Here is a 19312-nt window from a genome sequence, read left to right as displayed (position 1 = left end):
ATCCGAATTAGATCTTAATCATTATAAACTAAAATTTAGCCGTTGGGAAGAATTATGTATAAACGTTTGCCTCCCTTGAATTCATTGAAGTCTTTCGAATCAGCTGCACGACATTTAAGTTTCACAAAAGCTGCGGATGAACTTTTTGTGACACAAGCCGCAGTGAGCCATCAAATAAAATTATTAGAAGATTTTTTAGGTGTCGAGCTTTTTATACGTAAAAATCGTTCACTCGAATTGACGGAATTTGGGAAAGCCTATTTTGTTGATATTAACAAAGTCTTGCGAAAATTAAATGAAGCGACTGAACGTTTATTAACACTTAAAGCAGAGCCACATTTGGCAATTAGTGTGCCACAAACCTTTGGTATTCAATGGCTTGTGCCACATTTGAGTGATTTTAATAAGCAACACCCTGAAATTGAAGTACGCTTGAAGGGCGTTGATCAAGATGAAGGTTTATTAAATAAAGAAATTGATATTGCCATTTATTATGGCAAAGGTGATTGGGACAATTTACAAGTTGATCGGTTAGGTGAAGAAAATCTTGTGATTCTGGCTGCGCCTGCATTGCTTGAGAAAATTCCCGTTCGCCGTCCAGATGATTTGAAAAAGCACACGCTGATTCACACACATACTCGAGATAACTGGCAAGCAATGGCAGATTATCTCAAATTAGATGATTTGAATATTCAGCAAGGTCCATTATTTAGCCATACCTTTATGGCATTACAAGCTGCCGTTCATGGTCAGGGTATCGTGCTAGCTAATCGTATTTTGGCTCAGCAAGAAATTGAAAACGGTCATTTGCAAATTGTGTTACCAACCGAATTACGGGATCCGAAATCATTCTATGTGGTCAATCATTTAGATCGTTTAGATGATGAACAAATTCAAGCCTTTAGAACATGGATTAAAGATTCAATTAAATTAGGGAAAATATGAATAAATTAGCCTTATATTGTCGAATTGGCTTTGAAAAAGAAGTTGCCGCAGAAATTACCGACCGAGCTTCTGAGCATGGCGTATTTGGTTTTGCTCGCGTAGTAGAAAACAGCGGCTATGTCATTTTTGAATGCTATCAACCAGGTGATGCAGATCGTTTAGCGAGAGAAATCCCTTTTAATCGTTTGATTTTTGCACGTCAAATGATCGTTGTGTCAGATCTCTTAGAAAATCTCGATCCTCAAGATCGTATTTCGCCAATTTTGGCTCAATATGAACGAATTGCAGAAGACATTAATCTTAAGCAAGCAGTAGAGCTATTTGTTGAAACAGCAGATACGAATGAAGCCAAAGAGCTTTCGACATTTTGCCGAAAATTTACCGTGCCGTTGCGCCAAGCGTTGAAAAAGAAAGGTTGGTTACAAGGCAAACCGAATGTAAAGCGCGGTCAGATTTTGCATTGTTTTTTCACGCAGCCGAATTGTTGCTATGTGGGGTATTCCTATCTTGGTAATAACTCCACCCACTTTATGGGAATCCCACGTTTAAAATTCCCAGCGGATGCACCAAGCCGTTCAACTTTAAAATTGGAAGAGGCGATTTTAACCTTTATTCCTCGAAATGAAGAAAGTAAACGCTTGAATGAAAATATGGTTGGTGTTGATCTCGGTGCTTGCCCTGGCGGCTGGACCTATCAATTAGTGAAACGTGGTTTATTTGTGTATGCGGTTGATCACGGCAAAATGGCGGCAAGTTTGCATGATACCGGCAGAATTGAGCACTGTCCGGAAGATGGATTTAAATTCCAACCACCAAAACGTAAGCATATTGATTGGCTTGTGTGTGATATGGTGGAGCAACCAAGTCGAATTGCGAATTTAATTGGAAAATGGTTAATTAACGGCTGGTGCCGAGAAACTATTTTCAATTTGAAATTGCCAATGAAAAAACGTTATCAAGAAGTGATGTTGTGTTTAGAAAATCTTGCGGTGATGTTAGCAGAAAAAGAACTGGAATTTGATATTCAGGCGAAGCATTTGTATCACGATCGTGAAGAGATTACGGTACATATTGCTTTAAAATAAAAAAGCAAAGTGCGGTCAAAAACATGGAATTTTTTGACCGCACTTTTTATTTAAACCATTATTTGTTGGCTAAAATCACTGCGCGAGTTGGAGCTTGATAGCCTTCGATGGTTTTACTGTGATCGTTTGGATCTAAGAAATCAATCAAACTTTCATTTTCTAACCAATCCGTTTTACGCTGTTCTTCTAATGTTGTGGTGGCGACATCCACACAACGCACATTTGTAAAGCCGACTTTTTCCAACCAATTAATGAGTGCTGCAACGGAAGGAATAAAATACACGTTCTTCATTTTTGCATAGCGATCTGATGGCACTAAGACTGTATTGGCATCACCATCAACCACTAAGGTTTCTAACACCAATTCGCCACCTTTTACTAATTGGTTTTTTAGCTGTGTGAGATGATCGAGCGGCGATTTACGGTGATAAAGCACACCCATTGAGAATACCGTATCAAATGCCGCAAGTGGTTGCATTTCTTCAATACCTAATGGGATTAAGTTAGCTCGACGATCGTTATTTAGTAATTTTCGAACCGCTTCAAATTGGCAAAGGAAAAGCTCGGTAGGATCAATACCAACGACCATTTTGGCGCCTTCACCAACCATTCGCCACATATGGTAGCCGCTACCGCAGCCCACATCTAAAATGGTACGATCTTTTAATGGCGCAAGATGAGGCAAAACACGATCCCATTTGAAATCAGAACGCCATTCGCAATCCACGTGAATATCAAATAAATGATAAGGTCCTTTTCGCCATGGCATCAATTGTTTCAAATGATGGATAATGCGTTGTTTTTCGCCCTCTGAAAGTGGGGAAGTGCGGTCAGATTTTACCGCATTTTTTAAATCGATAGTATCTGCCTGCAAATCAGGGAGAAAGTCCACGATTTTTGACCATTTTGCATAATCACCATGGGTTTGTTTTTCCCATTCTTTTAACTGCAAAGGCAATGTTTCTAGCCAAGCCGATAAATTCGTGGTGGCAATTTGCTGATAAAAAGGACGAAAATCAATCATTATTTTGCTTCCTTATAGGCTTTTTCTGCTTTCTCAAAGGTTTCTTTAACTTCATTTTCAGGTTCTGCGGAAAGGAGAGAAACCACAATAATCGCCAGGCTAGCAAGGATGAATCCAGGGATCATTTCATAGACATTAAACCATTCACTGGTTTCAGGAATCACCGATTTCCAAGCAAAGACAACCACTGCGCCGACAACCATTCCCGCCATCGCTGCTGATGAAGTCATACGTTTCCAGAATAAGGAGAAAAGCACGACAGGACCAAATGCAGAACCAAAGCCAGCCCAGGCAAATTCAACGAGTTTTAATACTTTGCTGTTTTCATCTTGAGCAATCCAAATTGCAATGCCCGCGATAACTAAAACCATTGCACGACCTAGCCAAACTAATTCTTTTTCAGAAGCTTTTGGACGAATAAAACCTTTATAAAAATCTTCAGTAATAGAGCTTGAAGAAATTAGTAATTGAGCGGAAAGTGTACTCATGACTGCCGCCAAGATCGCAGAGAGTAGAATACCGGCAATCCATGGATTAAAGAGCAATTTAGCCAGTTCAATAAAGACTTGTTCTGGTTCATTATTTACCACACCAGCCACATTGGGGTGAGCAAAGAAATAAGGAATTCCGAAGAACCCAATACCAATCGCACCGGCAAGGCAAATCACCATCCATGTCATACTGATACGGCGTGCTTTAATAAGAGATTTCACCGAATAAGCAGCCATAAAACGAGCAAGGATATGCGGTTGACCAAAATAACCTAAGCCCCAAGCTGCTAAACTTAATAAACCTAATGGTGTAGTAGAACTAAATAAATCGGTAAAGTCTTTATTCACTGCGATTTCAGCTTGATGTAGCACTTCTGTAAATTGTGATGTATCACCCAAACTTAAACAGATGAAGAGCGGCGTTAAAATTAGTGCAAAAATCATCAATGTGGCTTGAATGGTATCCGTCCAGCTTACGGCTAAAAATCCACCGATAAAGGTATAGACGATAGTCGCTAATGCGCCGTACCAAATGGCTGTGGAATAGTCGACTGAGAATAGGTTTTGGAATAATTTCGCCCCAGCAACCACACCGGAACCACAATAAATGGTGAAGAATACTAGGATGATTGTTGCAGACACAATTTTTAAGAGATTATGTGATGTGCCAAAGCGATGGTGGAAATATTCCGGTAGTGTGAGAGCATTGTTGTTAAATTCGGTATAGATCCGTAAACGACCAGCCACGAGTAACCAGTTAAAATAAGCGCCGAGAATTAAACCAATGGCGATCCAACCTTCTACCAGACCAGACACATACACCGCACCCGGCAAGCCCATTAATAACCAGCCGGACATATCAGATGCACCAGCAGACATGGCTGTCACAAAACTTCCGAGTTTACGGCCGCCTAAAATATAATCGGATAAGTTGTTTGTATAATAATAGGCAAGGACACCGATTAAAATCATGCCGAAAATATAAATACTAAAAGTAATAAGTGTTGGGTCTAAACCAAACATTAAATACCCCAAAAAAAGTCATGAAAATTTGAGAAAGGTCATATTTTACCTTATTTGGGTCTATTATTCTATTTTCCTTTTCGATAGACTTATATCATTAAAACTAAGGTCGAAAAAATGAATTCTGTTGAATTATTAATGAATGTTACGCCCAATGAAACCCGCGTTGCGCTGGTTGAAACGGGTGTTTTAAAAGAGGTTCATATTGAACGTCAAGCCAAACGTGGCATCGTGGGGAATATTTATAAAGGGCGAGTAACCCGTGTTTTACCGGGGATGCAGTCCGCTTTTGTGGATATCGGTTTAGAAAAAGCCGCATTTTTGCATGCTTCCGACATTGTTTCACATACCGAGTGTGTGGATGTGAATGAACAAAAGCAATTCCGAGCAAAAAGCATTTCTGAACTCGTCCGCGAGGGGCAGGATATCGTGGTACAAGTGGTAAAAGATCCTTTGGGCACTAAAGGTGCAAGATTAACTACCGATATTACATTGCCTTCTCGTTATCTCGTCTTTATGCCTGAAAATAGCCATGTTGGTGTCTCACAACGTATTGAAAGTGAAGAAGAGCGAGCAAGATTAAAAGCGCTTGTTGAGCCTTTTTGTGATGAGTTAGGCGGTTTTATTATTCGTACTGCCACCGAAGGCGCAACGGAGGAAGAGTTACGCCAAGATGCGGAATTTTTAAAACGTTTATGGCGTAAAGTGCTTGAGCGTAAAGGCAAATATCCAACCCGTTCTAAAATTTATGGTGAACCCGCATTGCCGCAACGTATTTTGCGTGATTTTATCGGCGCCAATTTAGAGAAAATTCATATCGATTCCAAACTTTGTTTTAACGAGGTTAAAGAATTTACCGATGAATTTATGCCGGAATTAAGTGAAAAATTAATGCTTTATACGGGCAGTCAGCCGATTTTTGATATTTATGGTGTAGAACGTGGTATTCAAAATGCGCTTGAAAAACGCGTGAATTTAAAATCAGGTGGCTATCTCATTATTGAGCAGACCGAAGCCATGACGACCATTGATATCAATACCGGTGCATTCGTTGGTCATCGAAATTTAGATGAAACGATTTTTAACACCAATATTGAGGCCACTAAAGCCATTGCGCAGCAGCTACAACTGCGTAATTTAGGCGGAATTATCATTATTGATTTTATTGATATGCAAACCGATGAGCATCGTAATCGTGTAATTGAATCCTTGGAAGAAGCGCTATCGAAAGATCGCGTAAAAACGAATGTGAATGGTTTTACTCAACTTGGCTTAGTGGAAATGACTCGTAAACGTACTCGTGAAAGTTTAGAACACGTTTTATGTGATGAATGCCCAGCTTGTCAAGGTCGTGGACGCGTGAAAACCGTCGAAACGGTATGTTATGAAATTATGCGTGAGATTATTCGCGTTAACCACTTATTCTCAAGCGAACAATTTGTGGTTTATGCCTCTCCAGCCGTGGCGGATTACTTAATCAAAGAAGAATCGCACGGTTTATTGCCAGAGATCGAAATGTTCATTAGCAAACAAGTTCAAGTTAAAACCGAGCAGTACTACAACCAAGAACAGTTTGATGTGGTGGTGATGTAAAAGACAAAAGTGCGGGCAAATTCGACCGCACTTTTTACCTTTTGATGGCATAAATTTCCTGATGAGCGTTAATTTTTAGGGAGATAAAAAGGTATAGGGTTTCAATGAATAATGAAATTATAAGATTAAGAATTGTTACACAGAATGCTTTACTTGGAAAAATAACAAAAGAAGTTCGAGGCGTTTATGTGAAAATAGATAAAAATTGTATCAGTATTTGTGTTGTGATTGACGGTCCAATCTCCGATTATTGGAATGAGGAGATATATGAAATTGGTACAAGTATTATTTCTAACTTCAATGAAAATTATAATATTGATGAGAATTTAATAAGAGTCGATTACCCTATATCATTATCTTTTGATAATTATCTGTGTGTATATAAACGATATGAAGATGAGGGTAACTTATATACATAGGATGCAGTTTAAAAAGCGTCTAACGTTAAATTCAAGAATAAAAGTGCGGTCAAATTCGACCGCACTTTTTACTTTAACTACTTCAATCTTTCTAACTGTTGAATAATGGTTTCATCAGGTTGTGATTGGATTTTTCGCATCCGCATAAAGAGTAAAGCTGCGGCAATGGTTAATGCAATGATAAACGCAACCCAGAAGCCTTTTGCACCGATGCTTGGAACAATCCAATCCGTGCGGGAAAGAATATAACCAACAGGGATACCTACGCCCCAATAGGCAAGTAATGTGATGTAGAGAATAATTTTAGTGTCTTTATAGCCACGTAAAATACCGCTCACGACGACTTGCACTGAATCTGAAAATTGATAAATCGCTGCCATCGCTAATAAGCTGCCTGAAAGGGCAATAACGGTAGCATTATCGCCTACAATTAATGCAGCGATTTCTGCACTAAATACCCAAATCACCAACGCCAATACACTTGCCGCAATCAAGCCAAGAATAATAGCGGCGTGAGCCATGATTTTGGCTTTTTGTGGTGCATGATTACCCAGTTCTTGCGCCACTAAAATGGTGGCAGCCATGGCAATAGACATTGGGAACATAAAGGCTACAGCACTAGTGTTTAAGGCAATTTGGTGGCTGGCGACCACATCTGCACCTAATGGGGAAAGTAATAAACTACTTAACGCAAATAGTGAGACTTCACTGCACAGCGCAATCGCGATCGGCAAGCCAAGTGCGGTCAATTTTTTCAGAGTTTTGATGTCTGGTTTTTCAATAATCTTTTCAAAGACTTTCAAACTACGTTCATTATAGTTTTTGGCAGAGTAGGTAATCATTAAGATTGCCATTGCCCAGTTGACAATAGCTGTTGCCACACCACAACCGACACCGCCCAATGCAGGCGCACCAAATTTGCCGTAAATAAACATATAATTCAGCGGAATGTTCAGCATTAACCCCATGAAGGTTATTACCATGGCGGGTTTTGTTTTGGCAATGCCATCATTCAAACAGCGGAAATTAATCAGCAATAAATAGGCAGGCAAGCCCCACACCATCGCACGCAAATAGTTCATCGTCACATCAGCCATGTGGGCATCCATATTCATGAACTGTAATATGAAATCATTATGATAGATGATAAGGGCAAGGGGAATCATCACTAAAAATGAAATCCAAAGACCTTGTCTCACTTGATGAGCAATACGATGGCGCTGCCCAGATCCATTTAAATAAGAAATTGTTGGTGGCAAGGCGAGTAATAAGCCCTGTCCGAAAAGTACCAAAGGTAGCCAAATAGAGGCACCAATACCGACACCTCCCACATCAGCCGAGCTCACACGCCCCGCCATAATCACATCCACGGTACCCATACCAGTTTGAGCTAACTGGGCAAGACCGATAGGTGTTGCAATTCGGATAAGTTTTTGAATATCAATACGGTATTGAGAAAAAAGACGAGAATTCATAAATTTTGCTATAATATTGGAAAAATTTTTAATAAAGGAATAATAATGTTTACGGGTATTGTACAGGGCATCGCCCAAATTCATGAAATCAAAGACAGTGATAATTTTAGAACACAGATCGTAAAATTACCAGCTGAAATGCGAAAAGGCTTAGAAATCGGCGCATCCGTAGCGAATAACGGTGTATGCTTGACCGTGACTGACATTCATGACGATCTTGTGAGCTTTGACCTAATGCAAGAAACCTTGCGCATCACCAATCTCGGCGGCTTAAAAGCCGGGGATTTTGTGAATATCGAACGCGCGATGCAAATGGGCGCTGAAATTGGCGGACATATTTTGTCGGGTCATGTTTATTGTACCGCAAGCGTTTCACAAATTATCGAAAGCGAAAACAATCGTCAGGTTTGGTTTAAATTACCTAATAAAGACGTGATGAAATATATTCTTACGAAAGGATTTATCGCGATTGACGGCATCAGTCTTACTATCGGTGAAGTAAAAGACGATGAATTCTGCGTGAATTTAATTCCTGAAACCTTACATAGAACCCTGATCGGTAAACGTCAAATTGGCGATTTAGTAAATATTGAAATCGATCCGCAAACACAAGCGATTGTGGATACAGTGGAGAATTATTTAAAAGCGAGAGGGATATAGTTAATTAAGATTACTATAAGGAGGAAATATGCTTTCAGCTGTTATGTTATATTCTAAGTATACACATTCTACTTTATCAATGTTGCAACAGCTCTATGTCAAAGATGACGATAAACTGATTTTCCAACCTTGTGTTACTGATGAATATAAATGGCAATATTTGCGTACTTTACAAAAAATAATTTCAGAATTACAGGATATTTATAATGAGCATATGGCACCTATTTTGTGATGAATCAGGTATAAGTGGAAAGCCATTTTATGCCTTTGGTGCATTATGGATTAAAGAGAATAATATTGAGCGTTTTGAAAAAGAAATTGAGAGAATTCGAAAAAAACACTCTTGCACGGATGAAATAAAGTGGCAGAGTGCTAATTCTAAACGTTATGCTGATTTTTATAATGAACTTGTTAAATTCTTTTTTCAGTCTGATTATCTCTTTTTTAATTGTATTGTTGTTCAATTGTCTATTGTTAATAAATCCTTTCACAATGGGAATTATGAGACAGCAAAACAAAAGCATTTTAATGAGCTAATTTGTAATAAAATTGAAAATTCTCTACGTAGAAATAGAGATAATCGATTTATTTTATCCGTTGATGAATTACCATTTAGTTATCATAAAGCAGATGAGGCTATGCATATTATTGCTAACAATATCATTCGACAAAGAACATCTATTCCCAATGCAATTTTGAAATTAAATGAGGTTAATTCTAAATATTGTCATGGTGTGCAATTATGTGATTTGTTGTTGGGGGCTGTTTTAAGTAGTTATCAAAAAGATATATCCTCGGAGAGGAAGCTAGCCCTTTCTCTATTAATAGCGAAGCATCTTGGATGGGATAAATTAATGTACGATACATTAAGCTCAGAACGGAAGTTTAACATCTGGTATTTTTATGATCCAACAAAGGGCCCGCGTTTAGTTAAAACAAAAGAGATAAAACTTAAATATTAGATAATAAAAAAGTAGACCTTTCAGTCTGCCCATTGAATGTCCTAACAACTTTTATACATTTCCCACTACTAGGCATTGTACGAAATAGCAGTCTTTATGTTCCCTTGTATTTCTCTTTCATTATATAACAGTAAAACATTATTAAAATTTTGACCGCACTTTATAGGAAATTATTTAGCTTGTTTCTTCGCTTTTTTCCATTTCCAAAATAGGAATAGGACTAGAATACCGATTAGGATATAAATCACGAGTTGGCCTTTTTTAATTTGCTCGTGTAACCAATCTAAATTTTTCGCACCAAATTCGCCAAGATAAACCCAAATTGGTACGGAAATAATGGCGGCGCAGAAATCAATTAATACAAAGCGCGTGTAGCTGACGCGACGGGTAATGCCAGAAACCATATAAATTGGTGCGCGTAATCCAGGTAAGAAACGAGCCACAAATAGAACACGGTTGCCGTATTGGTCAAACTTTTCACGAACCATTTTGAGGCGTTCTAATGTGACGATTTTACGCATTGGTCGGAAACGTAAAATACGTGTGCCGTAAATGCGGCCAAGCCAGTACATGGTTGAATCACCGGCAAGTACACCAATCATACTCACAACTAACATTAAGTGAGAATTGACGCTTTCAGGATAGAGGCCAGCGATTACACCGCCGGAGACAAGCGTGATATCTTCTGGAATGGGTACACCAAAGCCACAAATAATCAGAACAAATAGCACCGCCCAATAACCGTAATCGGTAAAAAAGCTGATAAGAAATTCCATTTGAAACCCACTTACAATCAGTTAGTTAAAATTAATTAAAAATTGGGATTTATTTTAATCGCTTTGCCTTGAAAAGCCTAGAAAAAATTTGCTGTGTAAATTTGCATTGTGGGGCTGAATATTTTATAATCCGTCGCTCTCAAAGTTTGTCTTTGAGCAAATTTAGGAAAATTGCTGGGTCGCCTGCAATTTTTTATTTTAAACTTTTAATCAAGAGAACATGAAAATGGCATTTAAATTTAACGCTGAAGTTCGTCAAGCGCAAGGTAAGAGTGCGAGCCGCCGCCTGCGTCACAACGGTCAAATCCCTGCAATCATTTATGGTGGCAGCGAAGCACCTGTTTCAATCATCTTAAATCACGATGAATTAAACAACGCACAAGCTCACGATTCTTTCTATAGCGATGTAATCACTTTAGTGGTTGAAGGTAAAGAAGTTGTAGTGAAAGTTCAAGCAATGCAACGTCACCCATTCAAACCAAAATTGGTTCACATTGACTTCAAAAGAGCATAATCCAGTATTTACGCTATCTAAAGTCAATTTTAATTCCGAAACATTTTCTTATTTTTAGGTTTTAAAGTTTAATAAAATCAATGAGTTTCAAAAACGTTTCGGAACGTGATTTGTGACAAAAAAAGGCCCTTCATTTGAAGAGCCTTTTTTATTTGGTGGGATTGAGTGGTTTTTCTTTTCTGATGTAATGTTGAGTGGTACGTGCAGAAGTATGGCCAAGTTGTTTTCTTGCTCGTTCATCATCAATCATTAATGAAAGGTCTGTTGCTGCTTTCGCGCGAAGATCTCTCAATTGCACTTGGTTGATCTCTTCGGCTAGCTCTTTATATTTTCTTGATGCCGCATTACGGGTGTCTTTGAAATAATCTGTAAGTGATCTCCGCTCGAGTTTTCGCCCCCATTTATTAGTAAACAGAAACTGATTTTCTTCAGTGATCCTCTTGTCGATAATCTCTTTTAGTTTACCTATAACTTTAATCGCAACACGTTTACCTGTTTTTTGCTGTGTAATATGCAGTAAATCGTTGTAGATGTGTGAACTATGGATTTTTACCACGTCTATTGGGCGTTGTCCGGTTAAATACATCACATCCATAATATCCTTCATATCCCCTGTTGCGCAGTCGTAGATTTTATCTAGGATATAATCTTCAATGTACACATCACGATAATTCACTTTGAATTTTTTAACCCCTGTAGATGGGCTGATCTTTTCAGTGTACCCCCATTCTCTCGCCATACTCCAAATGTGCCCAAATAACCCAACTTCGATATTTGCGGTTGGTTTAACGTCTTTTCTCCAATCTAAATATTCACGAATATGTATAGGCTCTATTTCATCAAGGGTAAATGGTGGATCTTGGAAGTATTGGCGTAATTTCTTTATTGCCTGAATGTTTGAGTTTCGAGTGTTCTTCGCTTTTTTAAGCGGCACAACTTCTTTTTCGTATCGTTCAAGCACTTCAATAAACAGAATATTATCTTTTTTCGTCAAATACTGCATATTCAGCTTTGCTGCTTCCAGAATAGCAATGTGCTTATCTTTACCTAAAGCAACTTCTTTTTTATCTGCCATCGTGTAGTAGTAATAAACCACAATTGAGCCATCCGCTCTTTTTCGATTTCGGCATACTAAGCCTTGTGGCAATCCTTGATTAATTCGTTTTCTTGGACGTGCCATAATATCCCCCTTACTAACTTAATACTGCAGACCGCCTTCTTTCTTTTGTTTGTGTAATCTGCCGCACTTTCTCACCTTTCAAAATCTTGTCACCATCAGATCGTAACACAAGCGGGAATTTTCTATTTCCTTTTGGATGAAGAAAAGGAATTCCAAATTCATTCAAGCTTTTCATCTGATATTTAGGACAAACATATCCAGTTATTAAAGCTAATAATTCTGGACTGCAGTATTCATCAAAAAATTCTCTTCCCATATTTACTCCTATAAAAAACCGTCCATTTGGACGGTTGTAGTTAATTGATATTTTGTGTATAGACTATTTGGCAAATGTGGCCATCATAGTCTTTATTTAAATCTAGGTTATAAGCGGTCCATAACAACGCCACCGCAAAGAAAATCTTGAACATAATTTGTCCTTTTCGTGAATTTGAGGTGTAACAATCCGCCACACGGTAAAGTGCGGTCGGATTTTTCGTTGTTTTATAGAATTTCTAACTGAAAACCCGTTTTTTTAGGGTTGTAGGCTCGAAGATGTTTTAATACGCGCCAGTTATTGCCTTGCTCGCATTTAAATTGTTCCGTAATACGATTCAACACGTTATGTGCCTGACGGAGAGTGCTTCTATATTCGTAAGCAATATCATGAGCCGGTGCGGCATAATACGAGCCAATTTGTTTTAATGAAGGGTGAAGCACTTCGCAAAGTTCTGTGCCACGCAATAAAGCAAACCACGCCCAAACAAGCTGTTGAAGTTCATACTCGGTAAATTCAAAGGTGAATTTCTTTTCTGGCTCGGGTAGCGCAAGTTGTTGTGGTTTAAGTTGATATTTTCCTGTTTTGCGAATTTGCGGTAAAACTTCTGAAGTTATCCAACGTTTTACTTTTTTGGCTTGCTCTAATTTAGAACTCAAGACTAATGAATACATTCCACTTTCATTCACGAAGAGAACTTGAGCACGTTTATTGATAGTATTCACGATCTCACGTTTCGTTAGGTCGTCAAAATCTACGTGATCTTTAATCGCTTTATGTGGATTTTTATATTGCAATAACTCTGCAAGCTGAGCTGCTCTAAAAAAGATTTCGTTGTTTTCTACGATGGTTTGAATAGGAGTGTTTTCAAAATTGAAAATTGTAAGGGCTGACATTTTGTAATCCTCGAACTATTTGTTTAACAAGCCACTTTCGACAGTGGCGTCGGGAGGTTCGAAAACCCCGTTCAAGGCTAGGGCTGGACGTATTCCCCGAAGGTATTGTATTAGTCGCCCTCCCGACATAGTCAGGATTACGGATATAAAAAAATCGCCATGTGGCGATCAGTTGAACTATCCGCCTTGAACATATTGAGGTTTCGACACCTTGAGGCGAATAGTATTTTAGTTTTTTGTGGCTGTCAATTAGATTTTGTTCATTGAGTTGTTTAGTCTTAGAACTTTGTAAATTACCGGTTCTTCATCAATATATTCAACCAATACATCTACTAAGAAAATCTTATGATAAGGATATTCTTCATTTAAGATCATCTTTTCTTTGAGCGTTTTATCTTCAAATTTTACTCTTACAGGTTTGCTAGATACCGCAGGAATAATAGCCCGATCTTGCGCCTTACTTTGTGCATCAGCAGTAGATGACCAATATAGGGGAGTGTTGTGTAAGGTGTTATCGTCGCGTTCTTTCAGTAGTCTTAGTTCGCGATTAATATTGTTTTGAGCTAATCCGGCTAAAGCATTGTCACCGTGCAGGTGAATATGAACATCGCCCTTATTATCCGTTACTTGAAGGTTAAATTGCGCTTTTGGGTCGATTGCAATCGGCTCTAAAATATTACTCGCATTTTTTAACATTGCCGGTGTGAGTCGTTCAGGTCGATCACCTTTGTTCATTGCCCAATCAAAAATCATTTTGAGATGTCCTCCAAATTCTAAAATGGCATTTGCTTGTTCTATGAGTGGATAGGTGCTTGAAACTAACGCGGCAAGTTCAACAAGAAAACATCCTTGCGTTATTTTTTCAACATAGATGTGCTGTTCACAAGGCTCTATGTCAATTTTATTATCTTGGATAAATTGGCGATATTCTGCTGCGATGCCTTCCATACTTTGGCAAAAAGTAGAGAGTTGTAATGGTTCGCTATTATCGATTTCAATGAGTAGTTTCATATTTTTGTCTATCGTGTAATGTGCTTCAGCTACCATAACCGCTCCTGGATTTAGATACAAAAAAAGCCGTTTGAGACGGCTTGGATGTGCAGTTATCTTAATCTGAAGTTGCGGTGGTGTCAATAACACTATGGCAACATTGCGCTAATAGTTGCGGTTGCGACTTGTTTGATTACATCAAAGGATAAATCAAGGCTTTTGCTTTGTACGGTGTTTTTTACTTTGTTCCATACGTTGTCGTTACGGATTTTGTCTAGAAATTCGTGTCCTTGCCAAGTCAGGCTTGTTGCTGCAAAATCTTCACTTTCAATACTAGAAATATTCATTGCCTCAATCAAACCTGCATTTTTTAGCAATTTGTAGTGATAGGCAACTGTTATTGAATCATAGCCCTTAATATCACTTGATTCTAGCCAGCTTGTACTATTAGCTTTTTCTTCGAGTTTTATAAGGATTTTACGAACTAAATCCCAGTTTCGTTTCATTATATTTCTCCTAAATTTTAGGTATAGAATGGTGAATCATTCTAAGCGCAATTTGTCACCTAATAAAAATTTAATCTCAGGTAATGATTTAATTGTTAGATTATAGACGGTTTTGCACTCATTAGAGGAAATTCCATTTGGATATTCTTTTTTGAAGAATGATTCTGCTTTATAAATTCTTTCGTAAAAATCTCCCTCATTAAATTGATCTAATATCATGCCAGAACCAATTCTAATAATTAATTTGCTCTTCTTGTGATAATACATATCAGGCAAAGTTACATAATTCATCAAATTTTTGTGTGTATTTTTCTCACTCATTATAAGCTCCAATCAAAAGTGCGGTCTTTTTTCACGTTACTTAGCGGTCATGACATCAACAACTGGTAATTCATTAACCACACCGCCAGATTGGATTGAGTGAATAATTCGTTCCGGTGTTTCTTTCACAAAGATAGTGCCATCTTCAAATTGAATAGCTGTGTCATTTTCATCTTTAGTGATAGTTTGAATTTGTTCTACATTGATGAAAATATCTGATTCATCTGTATTAGTCAGTTTGATAAATTTAGACATGTGGTTCTCCTACATTTGTGCAGCTCGATTTAATCGGGCCATTGTTTGTTGGTGGATATAAATTTGAGTTTCAAATTCACGAAGTGCGGTCAATTTTGGAATTAATTTTTCGTCATTGATTAATGCGTGGTAGCCATCAATCAGACTTTGAATGCGTTTTTTACCAATTCCTTTGCAGTGTTGGTATTTTTCCAATCCAACTAATCGCATATCGGCAAAATCATTACAGCCATTTTTACGAAGGATCGTCCAAGTTGCTTTATCTGTGTAAGCTGTTGGATCTATTTCACGTAATGCGGCCATTCCTTCTTCACGCAACGCTTTAATCTCAAATGGGGTTTTAAGCGTTGTTTCCACTTTCTTCCAGGTTAAAAGTTTCTTGATGTAATCATCTGTAAACTCTTTTTTTTCTGGTGATGCAATAAGGAAAGGGGAGAGCACATGCTCTTCGTTTACATCGTTTAAAATGGCATTGATATTGTCATTGACGTAATCTGTCATTTCAGGTGCGGTGAATGCAAATTGATTAGCAAGAGATTGATATTCAAATTTTATATAACCTCTTCCAAGTTGATCACGGCAAATAACACCGAAAACAAACGACCATGGTCGAGATTTGTTATACATCAGTTCGAAATCTTGTTCAGTGGCCGTTGTTCTGTCTTGTGGAATATTATTTTTTATCCATTCAGTGCCGTCGTTTCCTAATCCAATAACTGAAAGCACAAGAGAGTTGCGACATATTCTGTCGCTCTGACGTTTGATATTGGCATTTTTATCGTGCTTTTTACGCGGTTTCTTACTTGTCGCCATAGTTTAAAATCTCAGTTAAGTGTTTAAATTGGGCAAGATATGCTGATTCAGCTTGATGTGGTTGCCAAAAAACAATTGTAATATTTGCCGGAGAGATACCGTCCAATTGTGGCCACTCTACAGATGCCGGTGGAAGTAACTGTTCTTTTTCCGTTGCAAGCATAGATAAATCCATAGATTTAATTGCTGGCAATTTTTTATATTCAACATTAAAACGTTGGTGGATTGCTAAATTAAAGCGATCTTCAATATTGTGATAAGGCTCACTTAGCAAATGTTTGAGTGGAGTAGGAATATCTTTCAAGTATGCTTCTGCTGCATCGTGCAGTAGGAAAAGAAATGCAAGCTCAGGCAATCCCATTTCTTCAAAAACATAGCTACCAAGTACACAATGCTGAGCTACGCTATAAGGTTCAGCAGTTTGACCAATAAAGCGGTTTTCAAAGCTAAGGTTATGCGCAATATCACGAATATCAATTTCGTTAGGATCAGGCTTGATGTAATCAATGGTATGGCCATAATAGGTATTAATGCGGTACATAGATTTTTCTCGTTTTAAGTTTTACTTCTTCTTGGTGCATCTTTTGGCACCATTCCGCACGGCTTATGCACCAGTGCTTATTTATCTCTTTTCCGGTTAGCTTTGATGCTTTTTTCCAAAGCACATAAGCGGATAAATAATTTTTCTTGCGCTCTTCTTTGGCGGCAAGTTCGCTGTTGGTTTTAAAAGGTAGTTTCATTTCTATTCCTTATTAATTTCAGCTTGTTTAATAGATACGTAAGCACGTGCTTGTTTTTCACCTTCTTCGGTTAAATTCTTTTGATACTCACCGTTTTCAGCAATCCACTGTACTCTCGCTCTTTCACGCTCTAGTGCATGGTTAGTGTATTCTTTTGCATCTGCCGCTAATGCGGTGAGAATAACCATTGCGGCAACAATGATTGAACAAACTGTTGCAACACCGTAGGCGGTATTTTTAATAAATCTTGCGAATTGATTTTGTTTCATGAGTAGATCCTTGTAGTGATGATGGAATTAGGTAAAAAAAATCCCGCAGTGCAAATAAGCTATAAATGGCAACTGCGGGTAATTGACTAAAGAAGAGCATATTGTTATGTGCTGTTTCCAGCTAGAGCCGCTCTCACACCACTTGAACAAAGTGTAAAATTAGTGATGTTTCTACTTGAAAGCGGCTTTAGCTGGTGGCTCCAAGAACCATTAAGGTGCCTTTCTTTATGCTTGCAAGGCTCAAGCCCTTATTGTCACCACAACACATAAGGAATATAATTTTCACAACCACAACACAAAATAAGGAGATTATTATGAAAAAAGTTGTAGCTGATAAAATTGCGCTAGTTATGGCTAGAGATATTTTGAGAACCAGCTCTCATTATCAAAGAAATATTGATGCAACAACAGCAAGGGATATTGCCGAGTTTATCAATTCATTATCTGAAATATTTCAGAATAAGTTAGATGATGGAATTGACTCTTCTCAAATCATAAATGCTTATAAGAATCAATAAGATAAATAGCTTTACATAAGGATTCTGCAATCTTATCTGGTGGCATTCCTACATTTTTCGCAGCATTTTCCAATACAGCCTGTTTGATTAGTCTTTTATCTTTATCAGATAGGCTTTTTTCTTTTTCTTCTTCCATATTTAAACCTCTTTTATTGATTGACATTTCAAAGCGAACTTACCAAATTCTGATCTAGCTATCCTTAAATTGGCAATCTGCAGTTTACCCAGACCTTTGATGGAACATTTAATAAATTCGCTTTGAAGTGGCGCCCTATACAAGATTCTAACTTGTAACCTATCGCTTAGAAGGCGATTGCTCTATACGATTGAGCTAATAGGGCATAACCGATCCGTGGGCTTGTTACCATTTCCCCGACCGAACTCGTATCCTCTAAGGGATTGCTTAAAGATATAAACAGCGCTGCCATTGACCTGCCAACCACATCACTTCGGTTAAACACGCAGTACAGTTTTCTGCTCTGGGGTTACTCGACTTAAACAGCCGATAATTTATATCCCGCACGAGACCAAATTGTCTAAAACTCAAAACAGGTTAATGATGAGTGCCTTTCTTTATACTTGTAAGGCTCAAGTCCTCTTGTATGCGACTACATCGAGGAATATAATGTTTTCTGCGACTACAATTTAATCGGAGGAAACACTATGAAAATAGAAAAAGAGGAGAGAAGTCATGTTCCGCCAAGACCGACTCCACAACCTAAACCAAGATGAGGAATAAAAGATGGAAGGGAAAAATCGAAATGATTTAGTATTTGAGTTGCATTACAGCTACAATTTAGAAAATTTAAACTATCACTTAAATGATCGATTAAATAAATTATTGATTACCATTCAGCTGTTACTTTCGTCTGCTGTGTTTGGTGACTTAGATAGATTTTTCCCAGATTTTCATCTAAATATCATTATTGGGTTTATTTTAGCGATACTAAGCGTGCTTTCACTTGTTTATGGCTTTGGCGAAAAAGCCGCATTATCTAAAGTTGCACAAGCACAATATCAACCATTACTTAAAAGTTATTCAACCATGACTGATGAAGAGTTGAATAAGGCATTAATTACAAGTGATTTACTAAATAATAATATCACTGGCACATTAACTGATATTGCGTATAAGCGCGCCTCCATTCAACTTGAATTAGAAGATGATACGAAGCTAAGTTTTTGTCAGTTATTTGTTGCTAAATTTTGTGGAGAAAAATTCTAATGGCAGAACCAACCCCATTACAAGAAAGTTATCAACCTAAACGGCCTACGCCGCCACCTAAAAAGTGATTTTTAATAGCTACTCATTTGAGTGGCTATTTTTTTACCCATCACTAACCTGTTTCAAATTTTTAAAGAACGTTTCAAAGTGTTTTGCTTTGTTGTGGTAATTCTACTTAAAGTAGATATTAATGCAACTAAAATTTGCATAAAAGTAGGATTATTTTCTATTTAGAGTAGTATTTATTTGATTTTTAAGTAAAAATATTTTGTTGGCAGGTGTTTGATTGCTTATTTTTTAATCAGTGAATATTGTGATTTGAGATTCTGATCACGGAATAGGTTCTACTTTTTAAGTAGAATGACCGCACTTTTTA

General features: G+C 37.8%; 26 protein-coding genes and 1 tRNA gene. 10 read left to right on the top strand and 17 right to left on the bottom strand.

The features are described from left to right. Positions 1-54: 54 nt before the first annotated feature. Positions 55-945 carry a transcriptional regulator GcvA gene (locus HMPREF2732_RS07815; RefSeq protein WP_049365971.1) on the top strand — a complete coding sequence of 297 codons (891 nt, stop codon included), beginning with the start codon at positions 55-57 and terminating at the stop codon, positions 943-945. Next, on the top strand, positions 942-2030 hold the full coding sequence (gene rlmM, locus HMPREF2732_RS07810) for a 23S rRNA (cytidine(2498)-2'-O)-methyltransferase RlmM (RefSeq protein ID WP_049365970.1): 1089 nt from the start codon (positions 942-944) through the stop codon (positions 2028-2030). Before HMPREF2732_RS07815 ends, rlmM begins: the two co-directional genes overlap by 4 nt. A 58-nt stretch (positions 2031-2088) precedes the next feature. On the opposite strand, the gene cmoB is transcribed toward rlmM, so the two are convergent. Both cmoB and putP read right to left on the bottom strand, forming a co-directional pair. Continuing rightward, positions 2089-3054, bottom strand: a complete 966-nt coding sequence (gene cmoB, locus HMPREF2732_RS07805) for a tRNA 5-methoxyuridine(34)/uridine 5-oxyacetic acid(34) synthase CmoB (protein WP_014065579.1) — start codon at positions 3052-3054, stop codon at positions 2089-2091. Then, positions 3054-4568 carry a sodium/proline symporter PutP gene (putP, locus tag HMPREF2732_RS07800; protein ID WP_070592340.1) on the bottom strand — a complete coding sequence of 505 codons (1515 nt, stop codon included), beginning with the start codon at positions 4566-4568 and terminating at the stop codon, positions 3054-3056. The genes cmoB and putP overlap by 1 nt, the downstream gene beginning before the upstream one ends. 117 nt (positions 4569-4685) lie before the next feature. Here putP and rng point away from each other — a divergent pair, with 117 nt between their 5' ends. Both rng and HMPREF2732_RS07790 read left to right on the top strand, forming a co-directional pair. Next, positions 4686-6161, top strand: coding sequence for a ribonuclease G (gene rng / locus HMPREF2732_RS07795; protein WP_070592339.1), 1476 nt, complete (start codon positions 4686-4688; stop codon positions 6159-6161). Between the two features lie 104 nt (positions 6162-6265). Continuing rightward, the gene (locus HMPREF2732_RS07790; RefSeq protein ID WP_070592338.1) at positions 6266-6580 is read left to right on the top strand and encodes a MafI2 family immunity protein; all 315 of its coding nucleotides are present in this window, start codon (positions 6266-6268) and stop codon (positions 6578-6580) included. Between the two features lie 77 nt (positions 6581-6657). On the opposite strand, the gene HMPREF2732_RS07785 is transcribed toward HMPREF2732_RS07790, so the two are convergent. Continuing rightward, positions 6658-8055 (bottom strand): MATE family efflux transporter, encoded by a 1398-nt coding sequence (locus HMPREF2732_RS07785; protein ID WP_070592337.1) that lies wholly within the window; start codon positions 8053-8055, stop codon positions 6658-6660. Positions 8056-8100: 45 nt separating this feature from the next. Here HMPREF2732_RS07785 and HMPREF2732_RS07780 point away from each other — a divergent pair, with 45 nt between their 5' ends. From HMPREF2732_RS07780 to HMPREF2732_RS07770, 3 genes are read left to right on the top strand one after another with little or no spacing between them, the layout of a single operon-like run. Then, positions 8101-8715: a riboflavin synthase gene (locus HMPREF2732_RS07780; protein WP_070592336.1), complete on the top strand. Its 615-nt coding sequence runs from the start codon at positions 8101-8103 to the stop codon at positions 8713-8715. Positions 8716-8758: 43 nt separating this feature from the next. Next, positions 8759-8947 (top strand): hypothetical protein, encoded by a 189-nt coding sequence (locus tag HMPREF2732_RS07775; RefSeq protein ID WP_186821539.1) that lies wholly within the window; start codon positions 8759-8761, stop codon positions 8945-8947. Continuing rightward, entirely contained in the window at positions 8922-9677 is a 756-nt protein-coding gene (locus tag HMPREF2732_RS07770) for a DUF3800 domain-containing protein (RefSeq protein WP_049384113.1), read from the top strand. The genes HMPREF2732_RS07775 and HMPREF2732_RS07770 overlap by 26 nt, the downstream gene beginning before the upstream one ends. A 170-nt stretch (positions 9678-9847) precedes the next feature. Here HMPREF2732_RS07770 and HMPREF2732_RS07765 read toward each other — a convergent pair whose 3' ends face one another. Continuing rightward, a complete protein-coding gene (locus HMPREF2732_RS07765; protein ID WP_070592335.1) occupies positions 9848-10453 on the bottom strand; it encodes a DedA family protein in 606 nt (201 codons plus the stop codon). 226 nt (positions 10454-10679) lie between these two features. On the opposite strand from HMPREF2732_RS07765, the gene rplY reads away from it, so the two are divergent. Beyond that, complete coding sequence (gene rplY / locus HMPREF2732_RS07760) at positions 10680-10967, top strand: 50S ribosomal protein L25 (RefSeq protein WP_070592489.1); 288 nt, start codon at positions 10680-10682, stop codon at positions 10965-10967. Positions 10968-11115: 148 nt separating this feature from the next. On the opposite strand, the gene HMPREF2732_RS07755 is transcribed toward rplY, so the two are convergent. The 11 genes from HMPREF2732_RS07755 to HMPREF2732_RS07705 all read right to left on the bottom strand — a co-directional run bounded on the left by HMPREF2732_RS07755 (position 11116) and on the right by HMPREF2732_RS07705 (position 17193). Further along, entirely contained in the window at positions 11116-12147 is a 1032-nt protein-coding gene (locus HMPREF2732_RS07755; protein ID WP_065243977.1) for a tyrosine-type recombinase/integrase, read from the bottom strand. A 13-nt stretch (positions 12148-12160) separates the two neighbouring features. Continuing rightward, the gene (locus HMPREF2732_RS07750; RefSeq protein ID WP_070592334.1) at positions 12161-12403 is read right to left on the bottom strand and encodes a hypothetical protein; all 243 of its coding nucleotides are present in this window, start codon (positions 12401-12403) and stop codon (positions 12161-12163) included. 227 nt (positions 12404-12630) lie between these two features. Continuing rightward, positions 12631-13299 (bottom strand): P22AR C-terminal domain-containing protein, encoded by a 669-nt coding sequence (locus HMPREF2732_RS07745; RefSeq protein WP_070592333.1) that lies wholly within the window; start codon positions 13297-13299, stop codon positions 12631-12633. Positions 13300-13548: 249 nt separating this feature from the next. Next, on the bottom strand, positions 13549-14346 hold the full coding sequence (locus HMPREF2732_RS07740) for a hypothetical protein (RefSeq protein WP_070592332.1): 798 nt from the start codon (positions 14344-14346) through the stop codon (positions 13549-13551). Between the two features lie 92 nt (positions 14347-14438). Then, complete coding sequence (locus HMPREF2732_RS07735; protein ID WP_070592331.1) at positions 14439-14795, bottom strand: DUF2513 domain-containing protein; 357 nt, start codon at positions 14793-14795, stop codon at positions 14439-14441. A 36-nt stretch (positions 14796-14831) separates the two neighbouring features. Then, positions 14832-15116 carry a hypothetical protein gene (locus tag HMPREF2732_RS07730; RefSeq protein ID WP_070592330.1) on the bottom strand — a complete coding sequence of 95 codons (285 nt, stop codon included), beginning with the start codon at positions 15114-15116 and terminating at the stop codon, positions 14832-14834. Between the two features lie 36 nt (positions 15117-15152). Further along, complete coding sequence (locus HMPREF2732_RS07725) at positions 15153-15371, bottom strand: flagellar FlbD family protein (protein ID WP_070592329.1); 219 nt, start codon at positions 15369-15371, stop codon at positions 15153-15155. A gap of 9 nt (positions 15372-15380) precedes the next feature. Continuing rightward, on the bottom strand, positions 15381-16184 hold the full coding sequence (locus HMPREF2732_RS07720) for a hypothetical protein (protein ID WP_070592328.1): 804 nt from the start codon (positions 16182-16184) through the stop codon (positions 15381-15383). Beyond that, a complete protein-coding gene (locus HMPREF2732_RS07715; protein WP_070592327.1) occupies positions 16171-16725 on the bottom strand; it encodes a hypothetical protein in 555 nt (184 codons plus the stop codon). Before HMPREF2732_RS07715 ends, HMPREF2732_RS07720 begins: the two co-directional genes overlap by 14 nt. Next, positions 16712-16924, bottom strand: a complete 213-nt coding sequence (locus tag HMPREF2732_RS07710) for an ANR family transcriptional regulator (protein ID WP_049384869.1) — start codon at positions 16922-16924, stop codon at positions 16712-16714. Before HMPREF2732_RS07710 ends, HMPREF2732_RS07715 begins: the two co-directional genes overlap by 14 nt. A 2-nt stretch (positions 16925-16926) precedes the next feature. Then, positions 16927-17193 carry a hypothetical protein gene (locus tag HMPREF2732_RS07705; protein WP_070592326.1) on the bottom strand — a complete coding sequence of 89 codons (267 nt, stop codon included), beginning with the start codon at positions 17191-17193 and terminating at the stop codon, positions 16927-16929. Positions 17194-17507: 314 nt separating this feature from the next. Here HMPREF2732_RS07705 and HMPREF2732_RS07700 point away from each other — a divergent pair, with 314 nt between their 5' ends. Beyond that, a complete protein-coding gene (locus tag HMPREF2732_RS07700; protein WP_070592325.1) occupies positions 17508-17711 on the top strand; it encodes a hypothetical protein in 204 nt (67 codons plus the stop codon). Here the strand turns inward: HMPREF2732_RS07700 and HMPREF2732_RS09900 are convergent. Further along, positions 17686-17847, bottom strand: a complete 162-nt coding sequence (locus HMPREF2732_RS09900) for a hypothetical protein (RefSeq protein ID WP_186821538.1) — start codon at positions 17845-17847, stop codon at positions 17686-17688. The genes HMPREF2732_RS07700 and HMPREF2732_RS09900 overlap by 26 nt on opposite strands. 128 nt (positions 17848-17975) lie before the next feature. After that, positions 17976-18052, bottom strand: a tRNA-Arg gene (locus HMPREF2732_RS07695). 401 nt (positions 18053-18453) lie between these two features. Between HMPREF2732_RS07695 and HMPREF2732_RS07690 the strand changes: the two genes are divergently transcribed. Continuing rightward, positions 18454-18936, top strand: a complete 483-nt coding sequence (locus HMPREF2732_RS07690; RefSeq protein ID WP_070592324.1) for a hypothetical protein — start codon at positions 18454-18456, stop codon at positions 18934-18936. Positions 18937-19312 lie beyond the last annotated feature (376 nt).

The organism is Haemophilus sp. HMSC061E01 (assembly GCF_001810345.1).
Lineage (GTDB): Bacteria > Pseudomonadota > Gammaproteobacteria > Enterobacterales > Pasteurellaceae > Haemophilus_D.
This window is presented reverse-complemented; position numbering and strand designations above follow the sequence as displayed.